Origin of the sequence: Streptomyces solincola (assembly GCF_002982015.1) — a bacterium.
Classification (GTDB): domain Bacteria; phylum Actinomycetota; class Actinomycetes; order Streptomycetales; family Streptomycetaceae; genus Streptomyces; species Streptomyces solincola.
Genome location: NZ_PVLV01000099.1, coordinates 37,722 through 60,013, shown reverse-complemented (window position 1 = coordinate 60,013; position 22,292 = coordinate 37,722). Strand labels below are relative to the sequence as shown.

Here is a 22,292-nt window from a genome sequence, read left to right as displayed (position 1 = left end):
GCCGCAGCCAGGCCCCGGCGGATACGGCTACCCGCCGGCCCAGGGCCAGCCCCCGGGCACCCCGCCGCACGGCCAACCGGCCGGCACCCCGCCGTACGGGCAGCCCGCGGGCCACCAGGCCCCGCCGGCGCCGCCGCAGATGCACTCGGCGCCCACCATGGCCGCGCCGCTGGCCCCGCCGGCGCCGTCGCCGTACGGGCAGCCGCCCACCGGCGGCCAGACACCGCCGTACGGACAGGTCCCGGGCCAGGGCCAGCCGCCCGCGCCCGGCGGGTACGCCCAGCCGCCCGGCTACGGCCAGGCCCAGCCGCCGCAGTTCGGGCAGCCCCAGCCGCCCGGCGCGGGCGGGTACGGCATCCCGCAGGGCCCGCCGCAGGGCGGGGCCGGGCTCGCCGCCGCCCTCCAGAAGTACCGCGAGACGCCCACCGGGCAGCGCTGGACCCCGCAGAACCAGCAGCTCATGCGGGTCGACCTGGCCATGGGCGGCACCCCGGTGCTGGCCCGCCAGGGCAGCATGGTCATGTACCAGGGCAAGGTCGAGTTCGGCTACAAGGGCGCCGGCTTCACCGGCCGCATCGTGGGCAACGCCACCGGCCAGGAGATGCAGCTCATGCGCTGCTCCGGCCGCGGCCAGGTCTTCCTCGCCGAGGACAGCGCCCACCTGCACCCCATCGAGCTCCAGGGCGACGGCATCTGCGTCTCCGCGGAGAACGTCCTCGCCTTCGACGAGTCGCTGCACCACGAGGTGCGCCGCGTCGAGGGCCACGGCATCCCCGGCGGCGCGCTGTTCACCATGCTCTTCCAGGGCACCGGCACCGTCGTCGTCAAGACCCACGGCACCCCCGTGGTGCTGCCCGTCACCCCCACCACCTTCGCCGACTGCAACGCGGTCGTCGCCTGGTCCGCCGCCTCCCAGGTGGTGCTCTCCAGCCAGGTCCGGCTGCGCCGCAACGCCTACCCCGGCCACAGCGGGGAGACCGTCAACCTCCAGTTCCGGGGCGCACCCGGCAACTTCATCGTCGTCCAGCCCTACGAGGTCTGAAGGAGCCCGGAACATGAACCAGCAGCTCGCGGGCTACGCCCCGACCCCCGTGGCGGCCCGGATGGAGAACCACGGCCGCGCCATGCTGAAGGTCGCCATGGCCTCCGGCCACGACCTGTACGCCCGCACCGGCTCGGTCGTCGCCTACGAGGGCTTCGTCCAGTACGAGCCCAACCCGCCGGCCGTGCGCCAGATCGCCTCGTCCTGGGTGACCGGCGAAGGCGCGCCGATCATGAAGTGCGCCGGGGACGGCCTGCTCTACCTCGCCGACTACGGCGCCGACGTGGTCGTGATCAACCTCGACAACGACGCGCTGTCCGTCAACGGCACCAACCTGCTCGCCTTCGACGCCCACCTCCAGTGGGGCGTGGAGAAGGTCAAGGGCATGGCCAAGTTCGCCGGCCAGGGCCTGTGGAACGTGCAGATCGCCGGCACCGGCTGGGTCGCCCTCACCTCCCGCGGCACCCCGATCGTGGTCGACTGCGGCCGCGGCGACGATGAGACGTACGTGGACCCGGACGCGCTGGTGGCCTGGTCGCCCGCGCTCAAGGTCAAGGGCAAGCGCAGCTTCAAGGCGTCCTCCCTGATCGGGCGCGGCAGCGGGGAGGCGTACCAGATGGCCTTCTCCGGCCAGGGCATCGTCGTCGTACAACCGAGCGAGGACAGCACCGACCGGCTTCGGGTCCGGGGCTGAGGGGGAGCGAGAACACACCATGCAGAGCCCGCTTTTCAGCTACACCGAGCAGCAGACCCAGGACCGGTACGCCGTGCAGAACCCGCAGTTGCTGCGGGTGGCGCTCACCGGGCACGACGACGTCCTGGCCCGCAAGGGCGCGATGGTCGCCTACCAGGGGCTGGTGGACTTCGACGGCGAGGTGCAGACCGGCGGCCAGCGCCGGGCCCGCGCCCGCACCGGCGAGGGCCTGGACCTGATGCGCTGCTCCGGGCAGGGCACCGTCTACCTCGCCAACCTCGCCCAGTACATCCACCTCGTGGACGTCGACCAGGACGGCCTGACCGTGGACAGCGCCTACGTCCTGGCGCTGGACTCCACGCTGCACACCGAGGTCATCGCGGTCGACAGCCAGTACGGCATCTCCGGCTCCGGCAAGTACCAGCTCAACATCTCCGGCCGCGGCCAGGTCGCCCTGATGACCTCCGGGCAGCCGCTGATGATGCGGGTCACCCCCGAGACGTACGTCAACGTGGACGCGGACGCCATCGTGGCCTGGTCGTCCGCCCTGCGGGTGCAGATGCAGGCGCAGACCCACTCCTCCAGCGTGCGCCGCCGCCGCGGCAGCACCGGCGAGGGCTGGGAGCTGAGCTTCATGGGCCAGGGCTTCGCCCTCGTGCAGCCCAGCGAGGTCATGCCGCCGCAGGCCGCCGACATCGGCCAGGGCCTGCGCGCCCAGTACGGCGCCGGCCAGCACGGCTCGCACGCCCAGAACCAGAACAACGCCTGGAACTGAGCGGCAGCGGCACGGAGGAGGGGCCCGGGCCGTGAAGGACCGGGCCCCTCCCCGCAGCGGCAGGTCTCAGCCGTCCAGGGCCGCGCGGGCCGCGGCCACCAGGCGGACGACGGAGGCGTCGGCGACGCCGGCCACCTCGTCGTAGCCGAACCACCGCAGGTCCAGCGACTCCTCGCTGATGGCCGCCACCGCGTCCGGTGGGGCGAGCGCCGCGTACTGCACGTCCAGGTGCCAGTTGCAGGGCGCCGGGATGGGGTGCCGGTCCAGCCTCAGCGGCCCGCCGGGCAGCAGCGCCAGACCTCGCACCCCGGACTCCTCGGTCGCCTCCCGCAGCGCGGCCGCGGCCAGCGTCGCGTCGCCCGGCTCGCAGTGGCCGCCCATCTGGAGCCACATGCCGAGCTTGCGGTGCAGCGTCAGCAGCACCCGGCCGCGCTCGGGGTCGACCACCAGCGCGCTCGCCGTCAGATGCCCGGCCTCGCACCGCTTCCACATGGCGTCCGGGTGGGCCGCCAGGTGGTCCAGGTACTGCTCGCGCAGCCCGAGCCGGCCCGCGGAGCCCTCAGCGCCCTCGGAGCCCTCGTAGCCCTTCAGCACGAGGACCGCGTCGTCGTGCAGGGTCACTTGGCCGCGTCGCCCCCGCCCGAGCCGTCCTCGTCGGCGCCGTCCTCGCCCTGCCCGCGCTTCTTCGGGGCCTGGCCGCCGGCGGCCTCGCCGAGCATCTTGTCCAGCTCGGAGAAGTCGGCGTGCTCGCGGTGCACGAAGCCGTCCGGGTCGTCCAGGTCGGAGGCGGTCGGCAGGTTGTCCGGGTGCTCCCACAGGTCGTCCCGGCCGTCCACGCCGCGCGCGTCGGTGAGCGAGGCCCACAGCCGCGAGGCGTCCCGCAGCCGGCGCGGACGCAGCTCCAGACCGATCAGGGTGGCGAAGGTCTGCTCCGCCGGGCCGCCCGAGGCGCGTCGCCGGCGCAGCGTCTCGCGCAACGCGTCCGCCGAGGTCAGCCGGGACTTGGCGGCCTCGTGGACGACCGCGTCCACCCAGCCCTCGACCAGCGCGAGCGCCGTCTCCAGCCGGGCCAGCGCCGCCTTCTGCTCGGGGGTGTCCTCCGGCTGGAACATGCCCTGCTGGAGGGCCTCCTGGAGCTGCTCCGGGTTGGACGGGTCCAGGCCGGACACCGCGTCCTCCAGCTTGGAGGTGTCCACCTCGATCCCGCGGGCGTAGCCCTCGACCGCGCCGAACAGGTGCGCCCGCAGCCACGGGACGTGGGCGAACAGCCGCTGGTGGGCGGCCTCGCGCAGCGCCAGGTAGAGCCGGACCTCCTCCTCGGAGACGCCCAGGTCCTTGCCGAAGGCGGCGACGTTCAGCGGGAGCAGGGCGGCCTTGCCGGCCGGGCCGAGCGGCAGCCCGACGTCGGTGGAGCCGACGACCTCGCCGGCCAGGGTGCCGACGGCCTGCCCGATCTGCTGGCCGAACATCGCGCCACCCATGGAGCGCATCATGCCGATCAGCGGGCCGGCCATGGCCTGCATCTCCTCCGGCAGCACGTCGCCCATGGCGGTGCCGACGCGTTCGGCGACCGGGTCCACGAGCTGCTGCCAGGCCGGCAGGGTGGCCTCCACCCACTCGGCGCGGCTCCACGCCACCGCCGTGCTCGCGCCGGACGGCAGCGAGGTCACCCCGTCCAGCCACAGGTCCGCCAGGCGCAGCGCCTCCTGGACGGCCGCCCGCTCAACCGAGCCGACGCTGGCGTCCTTGGTGCCGTCCGAGGTGCCCTGGGCGACGGTCTGGCGGGCGATCTGCTTGGCCATGTCCCAGTTCACCGGGCCGCCCTCGTAGCTGAGCATCTGCCCGAGCTGCTGGAAGGCCGCGCCGAGGTCGCCCGGGTTCATGGAGCCGAACATCGCGGCGAACGGGTTGTCCCCGCCGCCCGGGCCGCCGCCGGGGAAGCCCCCGGGCAGGCCGCCGAAACCGAACGGGTTGCCACCGGCACCCTGGCCACCTCGGCCGCCCTCGGCTCCTCCCTTCTTCCTGCCTTCGTCGCCGTCCTCCGGCTCCTCCGGCGGAAGGCCGAATCCGAATGGGGTGTCACTCACGGGGTTCCTCGGCTCGTAGGGCCGCCGGCCTCGCGCCGACGGCGGGGCTGCCCGACGTCACCATTCAGCGTAGGTCCTTCGCCCGGCCCGGCGGGGGCTCGCGGGCACGCCCGGGGCCGGGTGCCCCACCGGGGCCCGGCCTGCGGCAGGATGGACGCCACCTGGTACGTACGCGTCATAACGTACGTACTGAAGACAACCGCTGGAGTCGCCCGGTGAGTTCCCCAGAACCGCAGGTTCGCGCTGCGCGAAACCCCCGTTCCCCGTCCGCAGGCCGCGGTCCGGTCGTCGCCGTCACCGGTGCGGCCTCCGGGGCCGGCGACCTGCTGACCCGGCGCCTGGCCGCGTCCGACGAGGTCAGAAGGGTCGTCGCGATCGACGAGCGGCGCGGCGAGTGCGCCGAGGCGCAGTGGCATGTGCTGGACGTGCGGGACCCGGCCATCGCCGAGAAGCTGCGCGGCGTCGACGTCGTGGTGCACCTCGCGCTCGACCTCGACCTGGAGACCGACCCGGCCGCGCGCACCGCGCACAACGTGCGCGGCACCCAGACCGTGCTGACCGCGGCGGCCGCCGCCGGGGTGCACCGGGTGGTGCTGTGCACCTCGGCGATGGTCTACGGGGCGCTGCCCGACAACGACATCCCGCTCTCCGAGGACGCCGAGCTGCGCGCCACCGCCGAGGCCACCGGGGTCGGCGACCTGCTGGAGATCGAACGGCTGGCCCGCCGCGCCCCGCGCGCCCACCCGGGCCTGCACGTCACCGTGGTGCGTCCGGCCGTCCTGGTCGGCGGCACCGACACCGCGCTGACCCGCTACTTCGAGTCGCCACGGCTGCTGGTGGTCGCCGGATCCCGGCCCGCCTGGCAGTTCTGCCACGTCGAGGACCTGGTCAGCGCGCTGGAGTACGCGGCGCTGGAGAAGGTCGAGGGCGACTTCGCGGTGGGCTGCGACGGCTGGCTGGAGCAGGAGGACGTCGAGCAGCTCAGCGGCATCCGCCGGATGGAGCTGCCCTCGGCGGTCGCCCTGGGCGCGGCGGCCCGGCTGCACCGGATCGGGCTCACCCCGTCCCCGGCGGGCGACCTGGCGTACACCATGCACCCGTGGGTGGTCAGCGTCGGCCGGCTGCACGACGCGGGCTGGCGGCCGGCGTGGACCAACGAGGAGGTGCTGGCCGCGCTGCTGGAGGAGGCCGCCGGCCGGCACACGGTGGCCGGCCGGCGGCTGGGCGCCAAGGACGCCATCGCCCCGGCCGCCGCCGGCGCCACCGTCGCGCTGCTCGGCACCGCCGCGCTGGTACGCCGGGCCCGGCGGCGCCGCGGGCTCTAGTACGGCGCAGGGCGTACGGGAGCGGGCCGCGGGGTCCGGTACGGCCTGTGGGAGCGGGCCGCCGGTACGGCGTACGGAAGCCGGCGCGGGCTTCCGGGCGCCGGCTCCGGGACGCCGCGGTCCTGTAGGAGGCTCCAAGCCGACAGCCGCCCGGGACGGGCGAAGAGGCAATTCCGTCCCGCCGGTCCGGTGCTGCACCATGGTTTTCATGGCACCCACGCACGAGCATCCCGGTGAGTACGCGGCCGAGGACCCGATCCGCCTGCTGGACATCCGCGACACCCCGCTCTCCCTGGACGAGGTCTTCCGGGCCGTCGGCGACGACGCGGCCGGCGGCACCGCGCTGTTCGTCGGCACCGTGCGCGACCACGACGGCGGTGCGGACGTCGACGGCCTCGGCTACTCCGGCCACCCCAGCGCCCTGGCCGAGCTGCGCCGGGTCGCCGAGAAGGTGGCCGCCGACCACCCCGTGCGCGCGCTGGCCGCCGTGCACCGGGTCGGCGACCTCTCCGTCGGCGACCTGGCGGTGGTCGTCGCCGTCTCCTGCCCGCACCGGGCGGAGGCGTTCGCGGCCTGCCGCAAGCTGATCGACGACCTCAAGCACGAGGTGCCGATCTGGAAACACCAGCGTTTCTCCGACGGCACCGAGGAGTGGGTCGGCGCCTGCTGAGGTACTCTGCGCCGCCGCGCGCGACGACGCGCCCCGGCGGAGCCCTGCCCGGTGCGCCGTCGCGGGCCCCGGCCCGCCGGGGTCGCTCCCAAGACCACCCGGACGGCCGACGCCCGACCGATTTGCGTAACCCGCCCCCCGCCAGCAGCGTTGTAGGCGTGAGGGGCTAATCTGCTGATGGGGTCAGCCGCTTGTATGCATGCCGCGCACCGCCGGGCATGCCGCTCGCAGCGTGCCGTCTGGCACACGGGGACGGGAGGTCGTGATGGCAGTTCTGGCCTGGTTGCTGATTCCGCTGTTCGCCGCCGTCGGCGCGGCGATATGGGGAGGCTGGGCCTCCCGGGACCGCACCACCGGCGACGTCGCCGAGCTCGCGGGATACGCCCGCTTCCGCGACGCCATGGAGAAGGTGCGCCCCGACGCCGAGCCCGCCGCACCGGCCCGCCCGGCGGAGAGCCTCGAAGCCAGGGACCCGGTGGACGCCGTGGAGAGCGTCGAACCGGTCTGACCCGGCCCGCCGCGCCCCCCCCGCGGAGCGGCCCCGGCATCACCGTAGAGCGGCCGTCGAGCGCCCCGGACGGACCGGCCCCGGGGGTGCACTCACAGGCTGTTCCCGTACTGTCGTTCCATGCCACGCCGCACCGCGACGATGCTCGCCTCCACCCTCGTCCTGATCGCGCTGCTCTGCGCGGGGGTGTTCTTCCCGGTGCCGTACTCGGAGATGAGCCCGGGGCCCACGGTCAACACCCTGGGCGACGCGCGCGGCGAGCCGGTGCTCCAGGTCTCCGACCGCAAGACGTACCCGACCAGCGGGCACCTCAACATGACCACCGTGCGGGTCACCGGCGCGGACTACCGGATGAACCTACCCGAGGCGATCTACGGCTGGATCGCCCACGACAGCGTGGTCGTGCCGCACGAGACGCTCTACCCGGACGGCAAGACCGAGGAGCAGTCCACCCAGGAGAACGCCGAGGAGTTCAGCCAGTCCCAGGAGAGCGCCAAGGTCGCCGCCCTCGGACAGCTCGGCCTGCCGGTCGCCACCCAGGTCGTCGTCGGCTCCGTCCTCAAGGACGGCCCCGCCGAGGGCAGCCTGCACGCCGGGGACCTGATCAAGGCAGTGGACGGGCAGCCCGTCCGCCAGCCGCAGGACGTCGCCAAGCTCGTCACCAAGCACCGCCCCCGGCAGGACGTGGAGTTCACCATCGTGCCGGCGAAGGACGCGGCGGCCGCCGAGAAGGCGGGCCGGGAGCCGGTCGGCACCGAGCGGGTGGTGCTCACCACCGCCGCCGCCCCCGAGGGCGGCCGGGCCATCGTCGGCATCGAGGCCCAGACCGACCACACCTTCCCGTTCCCCATCGACATCAAGCTGGCCGACGTGGGCGGCCCCAGCGCCGGGCTGATGTTCTCGCTCGGCCTGGTGGACAAGCTCCAGCCCGGCGACCTCACCGGCGGGAAGTTCATCGCCGGCACCGGCACCATCGACGACGAGGGCAAGGTCGGCCCCATCGGCGGCATCACCATGAAGCTCGTCGGCGCCCGCGAGGCCGGCGCCCGCTACTTCCTCACCCCGGCCGACAACTGCGCCACCGCGGCCGCCGACATCCCCGACGGGCTCACCCTGATCAAGGTCGACACCCTCAAGAGCGCCGTCAGCTCCCTGGAGAAGCTGCGCGCCGGGGACACCGCCGAGCTGCCGAGCTGCTCGGCGGGCTGAGCCGGACAGCCGGACACGGGGCGGGAGCGCGCGCCCCCGCCCCGTACCGCCGCGGGCCCTACTCCTCGAAGGTCGCCGCCAGCGCGTCCGCCAGCCCCGGCACCAGGTCGGAGCCGGTCAGCACCTCGGTCGCCGAGTCCTTGGCGCGCAGCCGCAGCGCCGACTCCCGCGCGCCGTCGCGCAGCACCGCCACCGTCATCCGCACCTCCTGGCGGTCCGGGTGCCGGGCCACCCACTGCGCCAGCTTCGCCTCGTCCAGGCCGTCCGGCACCGAGCCCTCGGCCGACGGCGGCAGCATCAGCCGCTCCACCGTCATCGCGCACCCGGCCACCGCGTCGGGCCAGGCGACCGTGCCCAGGAACTCGTCCAGCGGCCGGTCGGCGGGGATCTCGTCCTGCTCGATCGGGGTGAGTGCGGCCGGCGTCTCCTCCCCGTCGATACCGAGCTGGGCGGCCAGGCCCGGCTCCTGCGCGCGCAGCTTCGCGGTGTCGACCAGGGCGAAGAGCCGGGCGGGCCGGTCCCAGCCGAGCCCGGCCGCGTACTCGTCGATCTCCAGCACGGCGCGGGTCAGCGGGCTGGCGGCCATCGGGGGACCGGAGGGGGAGACATCAGACATGGTCAATATCCTGCCTCCTTCCGCCCCGGATGCGGGAACTAGGTAAAGCCTCAGTAAGTTGCATCAGTGGGCTCTACCATCGCTGGGCCCGTACGAAGCCGTCGCCGCAGACGGCACAGCAGCTTCCAGAACACGATCGCGAACTCGAGGGGCGCACGTTGGCTTTCCAGATGCCGGACCGCGGCGGAGGCCCGACCGGGCCACGGATGAGAGTCGGCCGGCCGTCCCGGCGGGCCCGTACCCTGCTCATGACGCTGGGGGTGCTGGCCGTGCTGGCCATGCTCTTCGTCATGTTCGCCGGGTTCTGGACGGACTGGCTGTGGTACCGCTCGGTGGACTACTCCTCCGTCTTCACCACCACCCTGCTCACCAAGATCGGCCTGTTCGCGGTCTTCGGGCTGCTGATGGCGCTCGCCGTCGGCCTCAACATGTGGCTGGCCTACCGGCTGCGCCCGCCGCTCAGCGCCATGTCGCTGGAGCAGCAGAGCCTGGACCGGTACCGCATGGGCCTGGCCCCCTACCGCAAGTGGGTGCTGCTGGCGATCACCGCGCTGGTCGGGCTGATCGCCGGAGCCTCCGCCTCCGGCCAGTGGCGCACCTGGCTGATGTGGGTCAACGGCGTGCCCTTCGGGCAGAAGGACCCGCAGTTCGGCCTGGACGTGGCGTTCTACGCCTTCGACCTGCCCTGGTACCGCTTCCTGCTCGGCTTCGGCTTCGCGGCCGCCGTGCTGGCGCTGGTCGCCGCCGCGCTCACGCACTACCTGTACGGCGGGCTGCGCGTCACCAGCCCCGGCGCGCGCGCCACCGGCGCCGCCACCGGGCACCTGTCGGTGCTGCTCGGCGTGTTCGTGGCGCTCAAGGCCGTCGCCTACTGGCTGGACCGCTACGGCCTGGCGGTGAAGTCCTCCGACTTCAAGGCCACCGGGAACTGGACCGGACTGCGGTACGTCGACGCCAACGCCTACCTGCCGGCGAAGACCATCCTGTTCTGCATCGCCGTCATCTGCGCGGTGCTCTTCTTCGCCACCCTGTGGCGGCGCACCTGGCAGCTCCCGGTGATCGGCTTCGGCCTGATGGTGCTCTCCGCCGTCCTCATCGGCGGCCTGTACCCGGCGATCGTGCAGAAGTTCCAGGTCCAGCCGAACGAGCAGGCCAAGGAAGCCCCGTACATCGCCAAGAACATCGCGGCGACCCGCGAGGCGTACGACATCGCCGACACCAAGGCGGAGAACTACAGCGGCAAGTCCACCGTCAAGGACAAGAGCGTCCTGCGGGCCAACTCCGACTCCGCCGCCAGCTACCGGCTGCTCGACCCCAACATCGTCTCGCCCACGTTCCAGCAGTTGGAGCAGCGGCGGAAGTACTACCAGTTCCCCGCCACCCTCGACGTCGACCGGTACGAGGGCAAGGACACCGTCATCGGTCTGCGCGAGCTGAACATCCGCGGCATCCCGAAGCGGAACTGGATCAACGACCACTTCACCTACACCCACGGATACGGCGCGATCGCCGCCGCCGGCACCTCGGTGGACGCCAACGGCTCGCCGGTCTTCACCGAGTCCGGCCTGCCCAGCAGCGGTGACCTGCCCCGCTACGAGCAGCGGATCTACTACGGCGAGAAGACCGAGCAGTACTCGATCGTCGGCGGCCCGCAGAAGGAGCTGGACTACGACGCCAGCGGCGGCGAGGGCGAGAAGACCACCAGCTACCAGGGCAAGAGCGGGGTGGACCTGTCCAACGGGTTCAACCGCGCCGCCTACGCGGTGGCCTTCAACGAGCCGCAGATCCTGTACTCCGGGGCCATCGGCGACGGCTCGCGGATCCTGTACAACCGCACGCCCAAGCAGCGCGTGGAGGCGGTCGCCCCCTGGCTGACCATCGACGGCGACGCCTACCCGGCGGTCGTCGACGGGCGCATCCAGTGGATCGTGGACGCCTACACCACCACCAACGGCTACCCGTACGCCTCGCGCACCACCCTCGGCGACACCACCGCGGACTCGCTGACCAGCAACAACCAGACCCGCGCGGTGATCGCCCAGCAGAACCAGGTCAACTACATCCGCAACTCGGTCAAGGCCACCGTGGACGCCGAGAACGGCACGGTGAAGCTGTACCAGTGGGACACCCAGGACCCGGTCCTGAAGACCTGGATGAAGGCGTTCCCCGGCACCGTGGAGCCCAAGAGCGCCATCGGCGACGACCTCAAGGAGCACCTGCGCTACCCGCAGGACATGTTCAAGGTCCAGCGCGAGCTGCTCACCCGCTATCACATCCAGAACCCGGCGCAGTTCTACACCGGCTCGGACGCCTGGCAGGTGCCGGACGACCCGACCAACAAGGACGGCAACGCGGTCCCGCCGTACTACCTGAGCCTGAAGATGCCCGGCCAGGACAAGCAGCAGTTCTCGCTGACCACGACGTTCACCCCCAGCGGGCGGCCCAACCTGGGCGCGTTCATGAGCGTGGACGCCGACGCCGGCAGCAAGGACTACGGCAAGATCAGGCTGCTGAGAGTCACCTCGGACGTGCCGGGCCCAGCCCAGGTGCAGTCCAAGCTCAACTCCCTCCCGTCGGTCGCGCAGTTCGTCCGCGACCTCAGAGGCGCCGACTCCGACATCCAGTACGGCAACCTGCTCACCGTGCCGCTCGACGGCGGTTTCCTCTACGTCGAGCCGGTGTACGCGCAGGGGCGCAACGCGCTCTACCCGCTGCTGAAGAAGGTGGCGGTGTCGTACGTGGACGCCGACCAGCCCAAGGGCGACACCACCAAGGACACCACCGTGTTCGAGGACACCCTCGCGGCCGGTCTGAACGGCGTGTTCGGGGTGGACGGCCAGACACCGCCGACCCAGCCGCCCGGTGACACCGAGCAGCCGCCGGCCAACGCGCAGGCCGCGTTGCAGAAGGCCATCGCGGACGCCCAGAAGGCGTACGACGACGGCGAGGCGGCGCTGGCCAAGCAGGACTGGACGGCGTACGGCAAGTCCCAGGACGCCCTGGCCGACGCGCTGCGCCGGGCCGCCGAGGCGGACGCCCGCCTCAAGGCGGAGACCCCGGCGACCGGCGACAAGCCGGCGGCAGGAGACAAGCCTGCGGCGGGCGACAAACCCGCTGCCGGGGAGAAGCCCGCGGCGGGCGACAAGCCGGCCGGGGACTGAGCGTCGCGGCGGGCCGGGTGCGTGGGTGCACCCGGTCCGCCGCCACCGTGGTCATCGCCCCTCACCCGGTCGTGTTAGGGTTGTGAACACAACGGCGCGGGGTGGAGCAGCTCGGTAGCTCGCTGGGCTCATAACCCAGAGGTCGCAGGTTCAAATCCTGTCCCCGCTACTGAAAGACGAGGGCCCGGATCCTTACAGGGATCCGGGCCCTCGTCATGTCCGGACGCGGCCGACCGCGGCCCGGCCGGATCCGTCGCATGCGCGTGCTAGCCGCGGTCCAGGCGAGCCGCCGGTGTCAACACGGCCCGCTTCACGGACACTCGGACGGGACATCCGCCGTTCACGGGGCAGGCGTTGTCAGTGCGGGGTGCGAAGATCCAGCCTGCTGGAGGGAGTTGACCCGCCGCGTGTTTGACTTGTCTCTGTGTGGGCATGTCGACAAAACGCTGAAGTGACCTCTCTGGCTGCGGTATACCAGGTGTACGCGGGTAGCGGACGGTGCGACGATGGGAATTATGGGGGACAGGGCAACTCTGTTGGAGACAGGGCGTTTTGTGCAGAGGCAGGCCGGTAGCGCCGCAGATGCGACCGGTGACGCCGCCATGGACGCCGCCACCCTGGAGGCGGCCGAGGCCGCCGTCGAGGCCGAGGCCGGCCACCGCCGCGCCGCCGACAGCGGCGACACCGCCGCGATGAGCGTGCTCGGCGCGATGCTGCTGCGCCGAGGAGACCTGGACGGCGCCGAGCCCTATCTGCGCGGCGCCACCGCCGACGGCGACCGCGCCGCCGCCAACAACCTGGGCGTCCTGCTGCACCAGCGCGGCTACACCGACGAGGCCGCCGGCTGGTGGCGGGTGGCCGCCGTGGCCGGCTCCGCGGCCGCCGCGCACGCCCTGGGCCGGCACCACCGCGAGCGCGGCGACGAGCCGGCCGCCGAGTACTGGCTGCGCCAGTCCGCCGAGCAGGGCCACGCCCTCGGCGCGTACGCGCTGGCCGACCTGCTGGAGCACCGCAGTGACGCGGGCGCCGAGCGGTGGCTGCGGGCCGCCGCCGAGCAGGGCCACCGCGAGGCCGCCTACAAGCTGGCCCGCGCCCTGGACCGGGCGGCGGCCGAGCGGCCCGGCGCGGAGGGCGCCGAGGTCGGCCAGGGCGGCGAGCAGGCCGAGCTGTGGTACCGCCAGGCCGCCGCCCGCGGACACCGCCGGGCCGCCCTGCACCTCGGCGCGATCCTGGAGCGCCGCGGCGAGCTGAAGGAGGCCGGCCGCTGGTACCTGACCTCCGCCAAGGACGGCGAGGCGCGGGCCGCCTGCGCGCTCGGCTTCCTGCTGCGCGACGCCGGCGACGAGGACAGCGCCGCCGTGTGGTGGCTGCGCGCCGCCCAGGACGGCGACGGCAACGCCGCCAACGCGCTGGGCGCGCTGCACGCCGCCCGCGGCGAGCACCAGACGGCCGAGCGCTGGTACCGGGCCGCCACCGACGCCGGCGACGTCAACGGCGCCTACAACCTGGGGCTGCTGTCCGCCGGGCAGAACCGCACCGCCCAGGCCGAGCAGTGGTACCGCCGGGCCGCCTACGCCGGGCACCGGGAGGCCGCCAACGCGCTGGCCATCCTGCTGCTCCAGGGCGGCGACCCGGCCGGGGCCGAGCCGTGGTTCTCCAAGGCCGCCGAGGCGGGCAGCGTGGACGCCGCCTTCAACCTGGGCATCCTGCACGCCGGCCGGGACGACGACGCCCAGGCGCTGCGCTGGTACGAGCGGGCCGCGGCGGCCGGGCACACCGAGGCCGCCCTACAGGTCGGCATGGCCAAGCTGCGGGACGGCGACGAGCAGGAGGCCGAGCGCCATCTGCGGTGCGCGGCCGGCGGCGGCAGCGCGGAGGCGGCGTTCCGGCTGGCCACCGTGCTGGACGCGCGCCAGCCGTCGGCCGGCGGTCCGGCGCTGGGGGAGTCCCGGGCGCCCAAGAGCGAGTGCGAGGAGTGGTACGAGCGGGCCGCCGAGCAGGGGCACCGCCGGGCCCAGGTGCGGGTCGGCATGCTGGCCGCCCAGCGCGGCGACTCCGCGCAGGCCGCCCGCTGGTACCGGGAGGCCGCCGAGGCGGGGAGCCGCAACGGCGCGTTCAACCTGGGCCTGCTGCTGGCGCGGGACGGCCAGGAGCGGGAGGCGTGCCTGTGGTGGACCCGGGCCGCCCGCGCCGGGCACGGCCGGGCCGCGCTGCGGCTCGCGCTGCTGGCCGCCCGCCGGGGCGAGCTGGCCGAGGGGCGCCGCTGGTGCGCCCGCGCGGTGGAGCTGGGCCCGGCCGAGGTGGCCGAGCGGGCCGCCCGGCTGAGCGAGGCGCTGCACCAGGAGCTGACCGCCTGAGCCGTGCGGGCCGCCCGGTATCGATTTGCACAGGTCAGCTCCGCCCCGTAAGGTGGTGTTCACCGACGCGGGGTGGAGCAGCTCGGTAGCTCGCTGGGCTCATAACCCAGAGGTCGCAGGTTCAAATCCTGTCCCCGCTACTGAACCGGAGGCCCGGTCCTGGAAACAGGATCGGGCCTCCGGCGTATCCACGCGCAGGGCGCGGACGCGAAGAGGAGGGGCGGGCCCGCATCGGGCCCGCCCCCCTTCTGCGTATGGTGCGCGGCTAGGCGGCCGCGGCGCAGTCCGGGCACAGGCCGCGGTAGGTGACCTCGACGCCGGAGACGGTGAAGCCGAAGCGCTCGGCGGCGGGCAGGTCGGCCATCGGGTTGCCGGTGGGGTGCACGTCGCGGATCGCGCCGCAGTCCGCGCACACCAGGTGGTGGTGGGGGCGGTGGGCGTTGGGGTCGTACCGCTTGGCGCGCCGGTCGGTGGAGACCTCCAGCACCTCGCCCAGCGTCACCAGCTCGCCCAGGGTGTTGTAGACGGTCGCCCGGGAGATCTCGGGCAGCCGCTCGGCGGCACGGGCGTGCACCTCGTCGGCGGTCAGGTGTACGTGGTCCCCGTCGAGGACCTCGGCCACGACACGGCGCTGAGCGGTCATCCGCCAGCCCCGGCCACGCAGTCGTTCCAACAGGTCACTCATGAGGCCAGCCTAACAGGACGCCACCCCAGGTCTGAATGTGTGTGGTCTTGGATGGCTGATCGACTTGGACGGCGTCCAACGCGCCGAGCGGGTCGCCGTCGGCGGGGAGGGCCGGCCCCTGTGCTGGGGGCCGGCCCTCCGGGCGGACGGCGCTCTTCGTCGGACGGGCCCTAGGCGCTCAGCGCGGTGGGGCGGCGGTTCGCGTCGGCGCGGGCGGGCGCCCAGCAGCGGATGACGTCCCGGACCGAGACGATGCCGGCGGGTTCGTCGCCGTCGACGACGATCAGATGGCGGAAGCCGCCGTGCGCCATCGCCGCGGCGGCCTGCTCCAGGGTCCAGTCGGGCGTGGCGAGCACCACGTTGTTGGTGGTGTGCGCGCCGACCGGTTCCAGGTCGGGGTCCTGACCGGAGCCGACCGAGACGAGGATGTCCCGTTCGGTGAGTATCCCGAGGCCGCTGGTGCCGGGGACGGTGGTGTCGTGGTCGAGGACCAGGGCCGCGCCGACCCTGCGGGCCGCCATCAGCATGGCTGCCTGGCGCAGGGAGTGGGCGGGGCCGACGGTCAGCACGACCGGGCTCATGGCGTCACGGACGAGCATGGATGGAACCACCTCCTTGGTGGACGGCCTCCGCATGATCGAGCCATGAGAAACCGTTCACAAGTTCACAAGTGGGATCCCTCTCAGAGTGGCAGCCCGCGGCGGAGCCAACAAGGGGGAGCGCGGCGCGAACGGCCCGGCGCGCACCGGGAGCGCCTCGTGCCCTACCCGGCCGCCGGGTCCCGGCGGCCCAGGTAGCCGAGCAGCTCCTCGTGCAGCAGGCCGTTGGAGGCCGCGGCGTTTCCGCTGTGCGGGCCGGGGGCGCCGTCCAGACCGGTGAAGGAGCCGCCCGCCTCCTGCACCACCACCGCGGGCGCCGCCATGTCCCACAGCGACAGCTCCGGCTCGGCGGCCAGGTCGATCGCGCCCTCGGCGACCATCATGTACGGCCAGAAGTCGCCGTAGCCGCGGGTGCGCCAGACCGCCCGGGTCAGGTCCAGGAAGCCGCCGAGCCGCCCCTGCTCCTCCCAGCCGCTCAGCGAGGAGTACGCGAACGAGGCGTCCGCCATCTTCCCCACCTGGGAGACGTGGATGCGGGAGGCGGAGGTCAGGCTGCGGCCGGTGTAGGCGCCCAGGCCCTTCGCCGCCCACCAGCGGCGGCCCAGCGCCGGCGCGGACACCAGCCCCACCACCGGCTGGAAGCCGCCCGGACCGGCCTCGGTCAGCGCGATCAGGGTGGCCCACACCGGCACCCCGCGCACGTAGTTCTTGGTGCCGTCGATCGGGTCGATCACCCAGCGGCGCGGGCCGGTGCCCTGCTCGCCGTACTCCTCGCCCAGCACCGAGTCCCGTGGCCGGGCCCGCTGGAGCTGGCCGCGGATCAGCTCCTCGGCCGCCCGGTCGGCCTCGCTCACCGGCGTCATGTCCGGCTTGGTCTCGACCTTCAGGTCCAGCGCCTTGAAGCGGTCCATGGTGGCGGCGTCGGCGGCGTCCGCCAGGACATGGGCGAGACGCAGGTCATCGTGGTAGTCGGCCATGCCCTCGACTCTAACCCCGGACCGCGCGCCGACGATCACCCGTCCGGCGGAGGGACCGCCGCGCGCCCGCACCCGGAACCTCAGTGCGCCGAGCCGGGGAGCTGGAGCCCGATCACGCCCAGGATGACCAGCGTGATGGACACGATCTTCAGCACCGAGACCAGGTCGCCGAGGAACAGCATCCCCCAGATCGCGGTGCCGGCCGCGCCGATCCCGGTCCACACCGCGTACGCCGGACCGATGTCCAGCTTGCGCAGCGACAGCGTCAGCAGCCCGAAGCTGCCCAGCGCGAACGCCGCGAACGCCACCGTGGGCCACAGCCTGGTGAACCCCTGCGACAGCTTCAGGCAGACCGCGAAACCGGTCTCCAGCAGCCCGGCGATGATCACCAGCAGCCACGCCATCGTCCGTGCCTCCCGCGTCCCGCTGACGGTCGTCGTGGCAGCGAGTATGCACACAGCCCACCGGCCTCCCGGCGGACCTGCGGGCGGTCAGTCGCCCTCGCGTCGCTCCCGGGTGGCCAGCAGCCGGCGCAGCGACTCCAGCCGCGCCGGGTCGGCGTGCCCCTGGGCCACGTACGCGTCCAGCGCGCAGTCCGGCTCGTCGTGGCTGCACGCCCGAGGGCACTCCTCGGTGCCCGGCACCAGGTCGGGGAAGGCGAGGATCACCCGGGAGGGGTCCACATGGTGCAGCCCGAAGGACCGCACCCCCGGGGTGTCGATCACCCAGCCGTCCGCCCCGGCCAGCGGCAGCGCCAGCGCCGAGGTGGTGGTGTGCCGGCCGCGCCCGGTGACCGCGTTGACATGGCCGGTCACCCGCCTCCGCTCCTCGCCCACCAGGGCGTTGACCAGGGTCGTCTTGCCGACGCCCGAGTGGCCGACGAACGCGGTGGTCCGTCCCGAGAGCTGCTCGCGCACCCGGTCCGCGCCGTCCCCCTCGTACAGCTCCTCGCGGCTGGTCACGACGAACGGGATGTCCAGCGCCCCGTACAGCTCCAGCAGCTCCTTGGGCGAGGCCAGGTCGGACTTGGTGAGCACCAGCAGCGGCTCCAGGCCGCCGTCGTACGCCGCCACCAGGCAGCGGTCGATCATCCGCGGCCGCGGCTCGGGGTCGGCCAGCGCGGTCACCACCGCCAACTGGTCGGCGTTGGCGACGACCACCCGCTCGTAGGGGTCGTCGTCGTCCGCGGTGCGGCGCAGCACCGAGGCCCGCTCACCGATCCGCACGATCCGCGCCAGGGTGTCCTTCGCCCCCGACAGGTCCCCGACCAGGGAGACCCGGTCGCCGACGACGGCGGCCTTGCGGCCCAGCTCGCGGGCCTTCATCGCGGTGACGGTCCGCCCGTCCACCAGGCAGGTCAGCCGGCCCCGGTCCACGGTGAGGACCATGCCGTCGGCGGCGTCCTCGTGCTTGGGCCGGATGCTGGTCCGCGGCCGGTTGCCCTTCCGGTTGGGGCGGGAGCGGATGTCGTCCTCGTCGGTGTGCTTGCCGTAGCGCCGCATGTGCTTCAGGACCTACGCATTCCGGTCCGCCGCCCCCGCGGTCTCGAGGCCGAGCATCCCGGTCCACATCGCCGGGAAGTCCGGCAGGGTCTTCGCGGTCGTCGCCACGTTCTCGATCTCCACGCCCGGCACCGCCAGGCCGATCACCGCGCCGGCGGTCGCCATCCGGTGGTCGTCGTAGGTGTGGAACACCCCGCCGCGCAGCGGCCGCGGCCGGATCTCCAGGCCGTCGGCGGTCTCCGTGACGTCGCCGCCCAGGCCGTTGATCTCCTTGGTGAGCGCGGCCAGCCGGTCCGTCTCGTGCAGCCGCAGGTGCGCGACGCCGCGCAGCACCGACGGCGAGTCCGCCAGCGCCGCCACCGCGGCGATGCCCGGGGTCAGCTCGCCGACCTCGCCGAGGTCCACGTCGATGCCGTGGACCACGCCGGTGCCGGAGAACACCAGGCCCTGCTCGGTCAGTTCGCAGGAGCCGCCCATCGCGGTGAAGATCTCCCGCAGCGCGTCACCCGGCTGGGTGGTGCGCTGCGGCCAGTCCGGGACGACCACCCGGCCGCCGGTCACCAGCGCCGCCGCCAGGAACGGCTGCGCGTTGGACAGGTCCGGCTCCACGGTGAGGTCGCGGCCCAGCAGCGCGGAGGGGGAGACCCGCCACACGTCCGGCTCGCCGCCCGTCTCCGGCTCGTCCACCTGCGCGCCGACCGCCCGCAGCATCTCCACCGTCATCCGGATGTGCGGCATCGACGGCAGCCGGGAACCGGTGTGCCGCACCTCCACACCCTGGTTGAACCGCGGCGCCGACAGCAGCAGCGCGCTGACGAACTGCGAGGACGAGGAGGCGTCGATCTCCACCGAACCGCCCTCCAGCGCCCCGGCGCCGTGCACCGTCAGCGGCAGCGCGCCGCGCCCGCCGTCGTCGATCCGGGCGCCCAGCGCGCGCAGCGCGTCGATCACCCCGTGCAGCGGGCGCTCGTAGGACCGGGGGTCCCCGTCGAAGCGCACGTCGCCGTCGGCCAGCGCGGCCACCGGCGGCAGGAACCGCATCACCGTGCCGGCGTTGCCCACGTCCACCGCCGCCGGGCCGTGCAGCCGCGCCGGGATGACCCGCCAGCGCTCGCCGGTGCCGTCCGGGCCGACGCCCTCCTCGATGCCGACGCCCAGGGTGCGCAGCGCCTGCGCCATCAGCAGGGTGTCGCGCGAGCGCAGCGGCCGGCGCAGCCAGCCCGGCTCGGAGGCGAGGGCGGCCAGCACCAGGGCGCGGTTGGTGACCGACTTGGACCCGGGCACGGTGACGGTCGCGTCGACGGCTCCGCCGGCGCGCGGAGCGGTCCAGAGATCAGGCTGGGCGGGGGTAGCGGTCATGCCCTCACTCTAGTAGGGCGGCCGGGGCGCGGACGCGCGCGGACCGAGGGGTGAGAAGCCCCCGACCGCCCCCCGGGACCGGCCCCCGAAAGGCCCGGCGGCGCGGCCTACAGACCCAGCAGCCAGCGCCCGCCGCCGATCAGCGAGCACAGCGCCACCGCGTGGAACAGCAGCAGCCACAGCGCCGGCGGCACGTGCGTCAGCCGGGACAACTGGTCGGCGTCGGAGTCCGGGGCGCCGCCGCGCCGCCGCCGGCCCTGGAGCTCGAACACCGGGCGCACCCCGCCCAGCAGCAGGAACCACACCGCCGCGTACGCGAACGCCGCCTGCACCTGCGGCGTGGTCAGCCAGGACACCAGCACGAAGGCCCCGCCGGTCAGCACCACGGTGAGCACCCCGTAGGCGTTGCGGACCATCACCAGGAGCGCCAGCAGCAGCGCGGTGGCCGCCCACAGCAGCAGGGTGATCCGGTGCGCGGCCAGCAGCCAGGCCCCGCCCAGGCCCAGCAGCGAGGGCGCGGTGTAACCGGCCGCCGCGGTGAGGATCATGCCCAGGCCGGTCGGCTTGCCCCGGCTCACGGTCAGCCCGCTGGTGTCCGAGTGCAGCCGGATGCCGTCCAGCCGCCGCCCGGTGACCACCGCGACCAGCCCGTGACCGCCCTCGTGGGCGATGGTGATCGCGTTCCTGGACAGCCTCCACAGCGCGTACGGGCCCACCGCGACGAGCGCGAGGACGGCGGTGGCGATCACCAGCCACAGGTCGGGCGCGGGTTGCAGGCCCGACAGCCGGTCCCACAGCGACCCGGGGTCGAAGCCGTCCGGGGCGGCGGTCGGAAGAAGCGGTGTGTGCGGACTCATGTAGGGGACGACTCCTCGCGGCGCCTGACGGGTTCCCGGCCCCGCGGAACAGGTGCGGGAGACCACACCCTCACCCGAACGGGCGTACCGGCTCAAGCCCGGCCCCGTACGCTCGAAGGGCGCGCGACGGCGCGACGACACGGAGGGGTGGAGCGAGACGATGTGCGGACGGTACGCGGCGAGCCGGCGGCCCGAGGACCTGGCGGGGATCTTCGAGGTCGAGCGGTGGGAGCCCGAGGAGACGCTCGCCCCCGACTACAACGTGGCGCCGACCAAGGAGGTGTACGCCGTCCTGGAGCGCCCCGTGAAGGGCGCCGACGACAAGCGGCCGGTCCGCCAGCTCCGCACCTTGAAGTGGGGACTGGTCCCCTCCTGGTCCAAGACCTCCGAGGGCGCCGCCCGCATGATCAACGCGCGGGCCGAGACGGTGCACGAGAAGCCGTCCTACCGGCGGGCCTTCGCCGAGCGCCGCTGCCTGCTGCCGGCCGACGGATACTTCGAGTGGGTCACCGGCGCCCAGGAGCGCGAACTGGAGGCCGAGGGCAGGAAGAAGCGGCCCCGGAAGCAGCCGTACTTCGTCACTCCGGCCGACGGATCGGTGATGGCGCTCGCCGGGCTGTACGAGTTCTGGCGGGACCGCACCCTGCCCGACGACCACCCGAACGCGTGGTGGGTGACCTGCTCGGTGATCACCACCGAGGCGGAGACCGGCCCGCTGGGCGTCGCCCCGGCCCAGGGCCCCGGCACGCTCGCCGACATCCACCCCCGGATGCCGCTGATGCTCACCCCCGACCGCTGGGACGCCTGGCTGGACCCCTCCCGCACCGGCGGCGACGGACTGCGCGACCTGCTCGCCCCGCCGCTCGAGGGGCTGATGCGGGCCTACCCGGTCGCCACCGCGGTCAGCAACGTCCGCAACAACGGCCCCGAGCTGGTCGAGGAGATAGCCGCTCCGGAGGAGCCGACCCTGTTCTGAGCACCGGCTCCGCGTGAGCCGCCCCGGCGCGGTGCAGGATGGCCCGGTGAGCGCTACCGCCGATCCCCGCACCGAGACCGTCCCCACCAGTGCCGGGGACGCCCGCATCCACTGGTACGAGTCGCCCGGCGCCGCCCTCGTCCTGGCCCTCGGCCACGGCGCGGGCGGCGGCGTCGAGGCGCGCGACCTGGTGGCGCTGGCCGCCGCCCTGCCCGCCGGCGGGGTCACCGTCGCCCTGGTGGAGCAGCCCTGGCGGGTCGCCGGGAAGAAGCTCGCCCCGGCCCCCAAGCGGCTCGACGAGGCGTGGCGCGAGCTGTGGCCGGCGCTGCGGGCGGCCGGACGCCCGGTGGTGGCCGGCGGCCGCAGCGCCGGCGCCCGGGTGGCCTGCCGCACCGCGCACGACCTGGGCGCCCACGCCGTCCTCGCGCTGTCCTTCCCGCTGCACCCGCCGGGCCGCCCGGAGAACTCCCGCGCCGCGGAGCTGCTCGGCGCGGGCGGCGGCGTCCCCGTCCTGGTGGTGCAGGGCGCGGCCGACCCGTTCGGGCGGCCCGCGGAGTTCCCCGACGGCGGCCACGAGCTGGTGGAGGTGCCCTTCGCCGACCACGGCTTCGCGGTGCCCAAGCGGGCCCCGGTCGGCCAGGACGAGGCGCTGGCGGTGATCACCGGCCGGACCGCCGCGTGGCTGCGCGGCCTGTAGCAGGCGGTACGGGAATGCCGGGCGGCCTCCCGCTGTTGAAGCGCTCGCAGGCAACACGCCAGGAGTAGGGAGTCCGACGCATGGGTTCGACCATCTGCCCGAGCCGCCCGCAGGCCGCCGCGGACGCGGTCCGGGTGGTGCTGCCCGCGGCGCGGACCACGGCCGGCGGCACCGGGGGCGGAGCGCATCGGAAGGG

Annotated in this window: 21 protein-coding genes and 2 tRNA genes; 13 read left to right on the top strand and 10 right to left on the bottom strand. The window is 73.9% G+C overall.

Going from position 1 to position 22,292, the window contains the following annotated elements:
* The 3 genes from C6N75_RS07965 to C6N75_RS07955 form a co-directional block, all read left to right on the top strand.
* Positions 1-1,042, top strand: a 1,042-nt coding sequence (locus C6N75_RS07965; protein ID WP_181160394.1) for an AIM24 family protein, incomplete at its 5' end; no start/stop codon positions are given.
* 13 nt (positions 1,043-1,055) lie between these two features.
* Positions 1,056-1,736 carry an AIM24 family protein gene (locus tag C6N75_RS07960; protein WP_105868143.1) on the top strand — a complete coding sequence of 227 codons (681 nt, stop codon included), beginning with the start codon at positions 1,056-1,058 and terminating at the stop codon, positions 1,734-1,736.
* A gap of 19 nt (positions 1,737-1,755) precedes the next feature.
* Positions 1,756-2,511, top strand: coding sequence for an AIM24 family protein (locus C6N75_RS07955; RefSeq protein WP_105868142.1), 756 nt, complete (start codon positions 1,756-1,758; stop codon positions 2,509-2,511).
* Between the two features lie 66 nt (positions 2,512-2,577).
* Here the strand turns inward: C6N75_RS07955 and C6N75_RS07950 are convergent, their stop codons facing one another.
* Both C6N75_RS07950 and C6N75_RS07945 read right to left on the bottom strand, forming a co-directional pair.
* On the bottom strand, positions 2,578-3,132 hold the full coding sequence (locus C6N75_RS07950) for an NUDIX hydrolase (protein WP_105868141.1): 555 nt from the start codon (positions 3,130-3,132) through the stop codon (positions 2,578-2,580).
* Entirely contained in the window at positions 3,129-4,598 is a 1,470-nt protein-coding gene (locus tag C6N75_RS07945; RefSeq protein WP_105868140.1) for a zinc-dependent metalloprotease, read from the bottom strand. Before C6N75_RS07945 ends, C6N75_RS07950 begins: the two co-directional genes overlap by 4 nt.
* Positions 4,599-4,813: 215 nt before the next feature.
* On the opposite strand from C6N75_RS07945, the gene C6N75_RS07940 reads away from it, so the two are divergent.
* The 4 genes from C6N75_RS07940 to C6N75_RS07925 all read left to right on the top strand — a co-directional run bounded on the left by C6N75_RS07940 (position 4,814) and on the right by C6N75_RS07925 (position 8,310).
* Positions 4,814-5,923, top strand: coding sequence for an SDR family oxidoreductase (locus C6N75_RS07940; protein WP_105868139.1), 1,110 nt, complete (start codon positions 4,814-4,816; stop codon positions 5,921-5,923).
* Between the two features lie 208 nt (positions 5,924-6,131).
* Complete coding sequence (locus tag C6N75_RS07935; protein ID WP_105868138.1) at positions 6,132-6,593, top strand: molybdenum cofactor biosynthesis protein MoaE; 462 nt, start codon at positions 6,132-6,134, stop codon at positions 6,591-6,593.
* Between the two features lie 265 nt (positions 6,594-6,858).
* A complete protein-coding gene (locus tag C6N75_RS07930) occupies positions 6,859-7,101 on the top strand; it encodes a hypothetical protein (protein ID WP_105868137.1) in 243 nt (80 codons plus the stop codon).
* Positions 7,102-7,221: 120 nt separating this feature from the next.
* Entirely contained in the window at positions 7,222-8,310 is a 1,089-nt protein-coding gene (locus C6N75_RS07925) for a YlbL family protein (RefSeq protein ID WP_105868136.1), read from the top strand.
* A gap of 58 nt (positions 8,311-8,368) precedes the next feature.
* Here C6N75_RS07925 and C6N75_RS07920 read toward each other — a convergent pair whose 3' ends face one another.
* Complete coding sequence (locus tag C6N75_RS07920) at positions 8,369-8,926, bottom strand: PPA1309 family protein (protein WP_105868135.1); 558 nt, start codon at positions 8,924-8,926, stop codon at positions 8,369-8,371.
* Between the two features lie 170 nt (positions 8,927-9,096).
* Between C6N75_RS07920 and C6N75_RS07915 the strand changes: the two genes are divergently transcribed.
* The 4 genes from C6N75_RS07915 (at position 9,097) to C6N75_RS07900 (ending at position 14,584) form a co-directional block, all read left to right on the top strand.
* Positions 9,097-12,087, top strand: a complete 2,991-nt coding sequence (locus C6N75_RS07915; RefSeq protein WP_105868134.1) for a UPF0182 family membrane protein — start codon at positions 9,097-9,099, stop codon at positions 12,085-12,087.
* 95 nt (positions 12,088-12,182) lie between these two features.
* Positions 12,183-12,256 (top strand) — tRNA-Met (locus C6N75_RS07910).
* A gap of 337 nt (positions 12,257-12,593) precedes the next feature.
* Positions 12,594-14,444, top strand: a complete 1,851-nt coding sequence (locus tag C6N75_RS07905) for an SEL1-like repeat protein (protein ID WP_105868133.1) — start codon at positions 12,594-12,596, stop codon at positions 14,442-14,444.
* Positions 14,445-14,510: 66 nt separating this feature from the next.
* A tRNA-Met gene (locus C6N75_RS07900) sits at positions 14,511-14,584 on the top strand.
* Between the two features lie 125 nt (positions 14,585-14,709).
* Here the strand turns inward: C6N75_RS07900 and C6N75_RS07895 are convergent.
* From C6N75_RS07895 to C6N75_RS07865, 7 genes are all read right to left on the bottom strand, one after another.
* On the bottom strand, positions 14,710-15,129 hold the full coding sequence (locus C6N75_RS07895) for a Fur family transcriptional regulator (protein ID WP_105868132.1): 420 nt from the start codon (positions 15,127-15,129) through the stop codon (positions 14,710-14,712).
* A gap of 170 nt (positions 15,130-15,299) precedes the next feature.
* Positions 15,300-15,728: a CBS domain-containing protein gene (locus tag C6N75_RS07890; RefSeq protein WP_105868131.1), complete on the bottom strand. Its 429-nt coding sequence runs from the start codon at positions 15,726-15,728 to the stop codon at positions 15,300-15,302.
* Between the two features lie 164 nt (positions 15,729-15,892).
* Positions 15,893-16,705 carry a histidinol-phosphatase gene (hisN, locus tag C6N75_RS07885; RefSeq protein WP_105868130.1) on the bottom strand — a complete coding sequence of 271 codons (813 nt, stop codon included), beginning with the start codon at positions 16,703-16,705 and terminating at the stop codon, positions 15,893-15,895.
* Between the two features lie 80 nt (positions 16,706-16,785).
* Positions 16,786-17,109, bottom strand: a complete 324-nt coding sequence (locus tag C6N75_RS07880; RefSeq protein WP_105868129.1) for a DMT family transporter — start codon at positions 17,107-17,109, stop codon at positions 16,786-16,788.
* Between the two features lie 87 nt (positions 17,110-17,196).
* Entirely contained in the window at positions 17,197-18,207 is a 1,011-nt protein-coding gene (gene rsgA, locus C6N75_RS07875; protein WP_105868128.1) for a ribosome small subunit-dependent GTPase A, read from the bottom strand.
* A gap of 12 nt (positions 18,208-18,219) precedes the next feature.
* A complete protein-coding gene (gene aroA, locus C6N75_RS07870) occupies positions 18,220-19,566 on the bottom strand; it encodes a 3-phosphoshikimate 1-carboxyvinyltransferase (protein WP_105868127.1) in 1,347 nt (448 codons plus the stop codon).
* A 107-nt stretch (positions 19,567-19,673) separates the two neighbouring features.
* On the bottom strand, positions 19,674-20,423 hold the full coding sequence (locus tag C6N75_RS07865; protein ID WP_105868126.1) for a M50 family metallopeptidase: 750 nt from the start codon (positions 20,421-20,423) through the stop codon (positions 19,674-19,676).
* Positions 20,424-20,583: 160 nt separating this feature from the next.
* Between C6N75_RS07865 and C6N75_RS07860 the strand changes: the two genes are divergently transcribed.
* Both C6N75_RS07860 and C6N75_RS07855 read left to right on the top strand, forming a co-directional pair.
* Entirely contained in the window at positions 20,584-21,399 is an 816-nt protein-coding gene (locus C6N75_RS07860) for an SOS response-associated peptidase (protein ID WP_105868125.1), read from the top strand.
* 46 nt (positions 21,400-21,445) lie between these two features.
* Positions 21,446-22,096 (top strand): alpha/beta hydrolase family protein, encoded by a 651-nt coding sequence (locus C6N75_RS07855; protein WP_105868149.1) that lies wholly within the window; start codon positions 21,446-21,448, stop codon positions 22,094-22,096.
* Positions 22,097-22,292 lie beyond the last annotated feature (196 nt).

Excerpts from the sequence above, each read along its gene's own strand:
- C6N75_RS07960 (WP_105868143.1), top strand. The coding sequence starts at position 1,056 with ATGAACCAGCAGCTCGCGGGCTACGCCCCGACCCCCGTGGCGGCCCGG.
- C6N75_RS07955 (WP_105868142.1), top strand. The coding sequence starts at position 1,756 with ATGCAGAGCCCGCTTTTCAGCTACACCGAGCAGCAGACCCAGGACCGG.
- C6N75_RS07935 (WP_105868138.1), top strand. The coding sequence starts at position 6,132 with ATGGCACCCACGCACGAGCATCCCGGTGAGTACGCGGCCGAGGACCCG.
- C6N75_RS07930 (WP_105868137.1), top strand. The coding sequence starts at position 6,859 with ATGGCAGTTCTGGCCTGGTTGCTGATTCCGCTGTTCGCCGCCGTCGGC.
- C6N75_RS07925 (WP_105868136.1), top strand. The coding sequence starts at position 7,222 with ATGCCACGCCGCACCGCGACGATGCTCGCCTCCACCCTCGTCCTGATC.
- C6N75_RS07920 (WP_105868135.1), bottom strand. The coding sequence starts at position 8,926 with ATGTCTGATGTCTCCCCCTCCGGTCCCCCGATGGCCGCCAGCCCGCTG.
- C6N75_RS07915 (WP_105868134.1), top strand. The coding sequence starts at position 9,097 with ATGCCGGACCGCGGCGGAGGCCCGACCGGGCCACGGATGAGAGTCGGC.
- C6N75_RS07905 (WP_105868133.1), top strand. The coding sequence starts at position 12,594 with ATGGGAATTATGGGGGACAGGGCAACTCTGTTGGAGACAGGGCGTTTT.
- C6N75_RS07895 (WP_105868132.1), bottom strand. The coding sequence starts at position 15,129 with ATGAGTGACCTGTTGGAACGACTGCGTGGCCGGGGCTGGCGGATGACC.
- C6N75_RS07890 (WP_105868131.1), bottom strand. The coding sequence starts at position 15,728 with ATGCTCGTCCGTGACGCCATGAGCCCGGTCGTGCTGACCGTCGGCCCC.
- hisN (WP_105868130.1), bottom strand. The coding sequence starts at position 16,705 with ATGGCCGACTACCACGATGACCTGCGTCTCGCCCATGTCCTGGCGGAC.
- C6N75_RS07880 (WP_105868129.1), bottom strand. The coding sequence starts at position 17,109 with ATGGCGTGGCTGCTGGTGATCATCGCCGGGCTGCTGGAGACCGGTTTC.
- rsgA (WP_105868128.1), bottom strand. The coding sequence starts at position 18,207 with ATGCGGCGCTACGGCAAGCACACCGACGAGGACGACATCCGCTCCCGC.
- aroA (WP_105868127.1), bottom strand. The coding sequence starts at position 19,566 with ATGACCGCTACCCCCGCCCAGCCTGATCTCTGGACCGCTCCGCGCGCC.
- C6N75_RS07865 (WP_105868126.1), bottom strand. The coding sequence starts at position 20,423 with ATGAGTCCGCACACACCGCTTCTTCCGACCGCCGCCCCGGACGGCTTC.
- C6N75_RS07860 (WP_105868125.1), top strand. The coding sequence starts at position 20,584 with ATGTGCGGACGGTACGCGGCGAGCCGGCGGCCCGAGGACCTGGCGGGG.